Genomic DNA, 3,760 nt, shown 5'->3' on the forward strand with positions numbered 1-3,760 from the left:
GGCTGGTATCCTGAAGGATCAGGCTGATGGCGAGGCTCTTATACCCCTCCGCAACACCCTTACCGCGGTACACGTCAAACAAGTTTACGCCAACTACATGATTTACGCCAACTTTCTTACACTCGGCAAGAATATCTGCGGCTGGGACGTTTTCTGCCACCACCACAGCGATATCACGACGGTTCGCCGGGAAGCGGGAAATCTCTTTCGCCTGAGGCACCACGCGGTCTGCGAGCTTGTTCCACTCCAGTTCAAAGACCATCGTGCGACCGTTCAGATCCAGTTTACGTTCCAGCTCAGGATGAACAACCCCAATGAAACCAATACGTTCGCCTTTCAGATAAATCGCCGCAGACTGTCCCGGATGCAGCGCCGGATTCGCTTCAACCCTGAACTGGATATCACCCAGCTTGCCGGTCAAATCGAGGACAGCTTCGAGATCGCCTTTTAAATCATAGAAATCAACTGTCTCTTTCGCCAGGTTCCAGTGCTCTTCATAGCGATTTCCGCAAATCACACCGCTCAGCATGACATCCTGACGGATGCCCAGAGGCGCCTGAGTATCTGGCACGAAGCGCAGGCCGCTTTCGAAGATGCGCACGCGGCTTTGCTGGCGGTTCTGGTTATAAACCACAGTGCCCAGCAGGCCAGTCCACAGAGAAAGACGCATGGCCGACATTTCGCTGGAAATAGGGCTTGGCAGAATCAGCGCTTCTTCACCCGGATGGACCAGTTGCTGCAGCTTCGGATCAACGAAGCTATAGGTGATCACTTCCTGGTAGCCTTTGTCGTTCAGCATGGTTTTCACACGCTTCAGTGACAGGTTGGCTTCCTTGTGGGTGCCCATGATCAAACCAGCCTGAACTGGCGCATCCGGGATATTGTTGTAGCCATAAACACGCGCCACTTCTTCCACCAGGTCTTCTTCGATTTCCATATCGAAACGCCAGCTTGGGGCCACCGCTTGCCACTGGTCCTGACCTTCGGTCACTTCGCAACCCAGACGACGAAGGATGTCGCTGACCTGAGCATCAGCAATGTGATGACCAATCAGACGGTCCAGCTTGCTGCGACGCAGAGTGATGGTCGCACGCTTCGGCAGAGTCGCTTCGTTAGTGACATCAATCACCGGGCCCGCTTCGCCGCCGCAGATATCGATCAGCAGACGAGTGGCTCGTTCCATCGCTTTATATTGCAGCGCTGGGTCGACACCACGCTCATAGCGATGAGAAGCATCGGTATGCAGACCCTGACGGCGCGCACGACCGGTAATGGAAAGCGGATTGAAGAACGCACATTCCAGCAGGACGTTTTGTGTTTCACCATTTACGCCGGAGTGCTCACCACCGAAGATACCGCCCATCGCCAGCGCTTTGTTGTGGTCGGCAATGACCAGCGTGTCAGCGCTGAGTTTCGCTTCGTTACCATCCAGCAGCACCAGCGTTTCGCCCTCTTTCGCCATACGGACGACGATACCGCCGTCGATGCGATCCAGGTCGAAGGCGTGCATTGGCTGGCCCAGCTCAAGCAGCACATAGTTGGTCACGTCAACAACAGCATCGATAGAACGGATTCCGCAACGACGCAGTTTCTCTTTCATCCACAGAGGTGTTGCAGCTTTAACGTTGATGCCTTTTACGACACGACCCAGATAACGTGGGCAAGCTTCGGTGGCTTCAACCTTAATCGGGAAGATATCGCTGATGGTTGCCGCTACAGGTGCCATTTCTGGCTCGCTCAACGGCTGCTGGTTCAGCACGGCCACGTCGCGGGCAACACCGATGATGCCTAAGCAATCCGCACGGTTTGGGGTGACGCTGATTTCGATGGTGTTGTCATCAAGCTTCAGATAATCACGGATATCCATGCCCAACGGCGCATCAGCTGGCAGCTCGATGATGCCGCTGTGATCGTCGGAAATACCCAGTTCAGAGAAGGAGCACAGCATGCCTTCTGATGGCTCACCGCGCAGCTTCGCTGCTTTGATTTTAAAATCGCCCGGCAGCACGGCACCGATGGTCGCCACAGCCACTTTCAGGCCCTGACGGCAGTTTGGCGCGCCGCAGACGATATCCAGCAGACGCTCACCGCCGACGTTAATTTTGGTCACACGCAGTTTGTCCGCATTCGGATGCTGACCGCACTCAACCACTTCGCCTACAACCACACCGTTGAACACGCCAGCGACCGGCTCAACGCCGTCCACTTCCAGACCTGCCATGGTGATTTGGCCGGACAGCGCTTCGCTGTCAATTGCCGGGTTAACCCATTCGCGTAACCACAGTTCACTGAATTTCATTGTTCTGTCCTGCCCTTATTTAAACTGTTTGAGGAAACGCAGATCGTTTTCGAAGAATGCGCGCAAGTCGGTGACGCCGTAACGCAGCATGGTCAGACGCTCCATGCCCATGCCGAATGCGAAGCCGGAGTAGACTTCCGGGTCGATACCCACGTTACGCAGGACGTTCGGGTGCACCATGCCACAGCCCAGAACTTCCAGCCATTTGCCGTTTTTGCCCATGACGTCAACTTCGGCAGACGGTTCGGTGAACGGGAAGTAAGAAGGACGGAAACGGACCTGCAAATCTTCTTCAAAGAAGTTATTCAGGAAATCGTGCAGCGTGCCCTTCAGGTTGGTGAAGCTGATGTTGGTGTCAACAATCAGGCCTTCCATCTGATGGAACATCGGGGTGTGAGTCTGATCGTAGTCGTTACGATAAACACGGCCTGGCGCGATAATACGAATCGGCGGTTGCTTCTCTTTCATGGTGCGGATCTGTACGCCAGACGTCTGGGTACGGAGCAGACGGGTAGCATCAAACCAGAAAGTGTCGTGGTCAGCGCGTGCCGGGTGGTGACCCGGAATGTTCAGGGCATCGAAGTTATGGTAGTCATCTTCAATTTCAGGCCCTGTCGCCACGGTAAAGCCGAGCTCACCGAAGAAACTTTCAATGCGATCGATGGTGCGAGTCACAGGATGCAGCCCGCCGGTTTCAATGCGACGACCTGGCAGAGAAACATCGATGGTTTCCGCAGCCAGACGGGCGTTCAGTGCAGCACCTTCAAGGGCCGCTTTACGCTCATTTAACGCCTGCTGAACCTGCTCTTTCGCTTCGTTAATGACCGCGCCTGCGGCCGGGCGTTCTTCCGCCGGCAAATCGCGCAGGGTGGTCATCTGGAGGGTCAGGTGCCCTTTCTTGCCCAGATATTCGACGCGCACATTGTCCAGCGCGGCAACATCGTGTGCTTCATTGATAGCTGCCCTGGCGCTGGCAACCAATTCTGCGAGATGTGACATGGTTTTCCTCGTTATTTAGCGATTTTCATCAACGGCAGATACAAAAAAAGCCTCCGCGATGGAGGCTTTCTGGCGCTGTTTTCCGTTTCTTCTCTCACGCGCTAGCCTCCTGGTTTCAGGTGCTAAAGTAAAAAAAGAAGCGGAAAATAGCAGCATTCATGCTTGCGTTACCTTGTCTGGAAAGGTCTGTGAAGTGCTTATTGAAAAGTCTTCACCCTGAAAAGTCAACGATTTGACATCTCTGAAACGAAAAGAGGGAGGCAAGCCTCCCTCTTCAACTGGCTTATGCCAGCGCTGATTTCGCTTTTTCGACCAGAGCGGTAAACGCTACTTTGTCGAATACGGCGATGTCAGCCAGGATCTTACGGTCGATTTCAACAGAGGCTTTTTTCAGGCCGTTGATGAATTTGCTGTAAGAAATACCGTTCTGACGTGCTGCTGCGTTGATACGCGCAATCCACA

General features: G+C 54.1%; 4 protein-coding genes and 1 other annotated feature. All 4 genes read right to left on the reverse strand.

Annotated elements, in window-relative coordinates; all coding sequences use genetic code 11:
• Window positions 1-2,299, reverse strand: a 2,299-nt coding sequence (pheT, locus tag ACRCWW_RS05445; RefSeq protein ID WP_438681500.1) for a phenylalanine--tRNA ligase subunit beta, incomplete at its 3' end; no start/stop codon positions are given.
• Window positions 2,300-2,314: 15 nt separating this feature from the next.
• A complete protein-coding gene (pheS, locus tag ACRCWW_RS05450) occupies window positions 2,315-3,298 on the reverse strand; it encodes a phenylalanine--tRNA ligase subunit alpha (RefSeq protein WP_438681501.1) in 984 nt (327 codons plus the stop codon).
• Window positions 3,299-3,338: 40 nt separating this feature from the next.
• Window positions 3,339-3,463: a sequence feature (Phe leader region), on the reverse strand.
• The gene (gene pheM / locus ACRCWW_RS05455) at window positions 3,414-3,458 is read right to left on the reverse strand and encodes a pheST operon leader peptide PheM (protein WP_001386830.1); all 45 of its coding nucleotides are present in this window, start codon (window positions 3,456-3,458) and stop codon (window positions 3,414-3,416) included. (Overlaps the previous feature by 45 nt.)
• A 118-nt stretch (window positions 3,464-3,581) precedes the next feature.
• Window positions 3,582-3,760, reverse strand: a 179-nt coding sequence (gene rplT / locus ACRCWW_RS05460; RefSeq protein ID WP_438681502.1) for a 50S ribosomal protein L20, incomplete at its 5' end; no start/stop codon positions are given.

It is taken from the genome of Scandinavium sp. (assembly GCF_051650185.1).
In the GTDB taxonomy this organism is placed as follows: domain Bacteria; phylum Pseudomonadota; class Gammaproteobacteria; order Enterobacterales; family Enterobacteriaceae; genus Scandinavium.

What these genes read in the sequence shown, in the direction of transcription:
- pheS (WP_438681501.1), bottom strand. Translation starts at nt 3,298, where the DNA reads ATGTCACATCTCGCAGAATTGGTTGCCAGCGCCAGGGCAGCTATCAAT.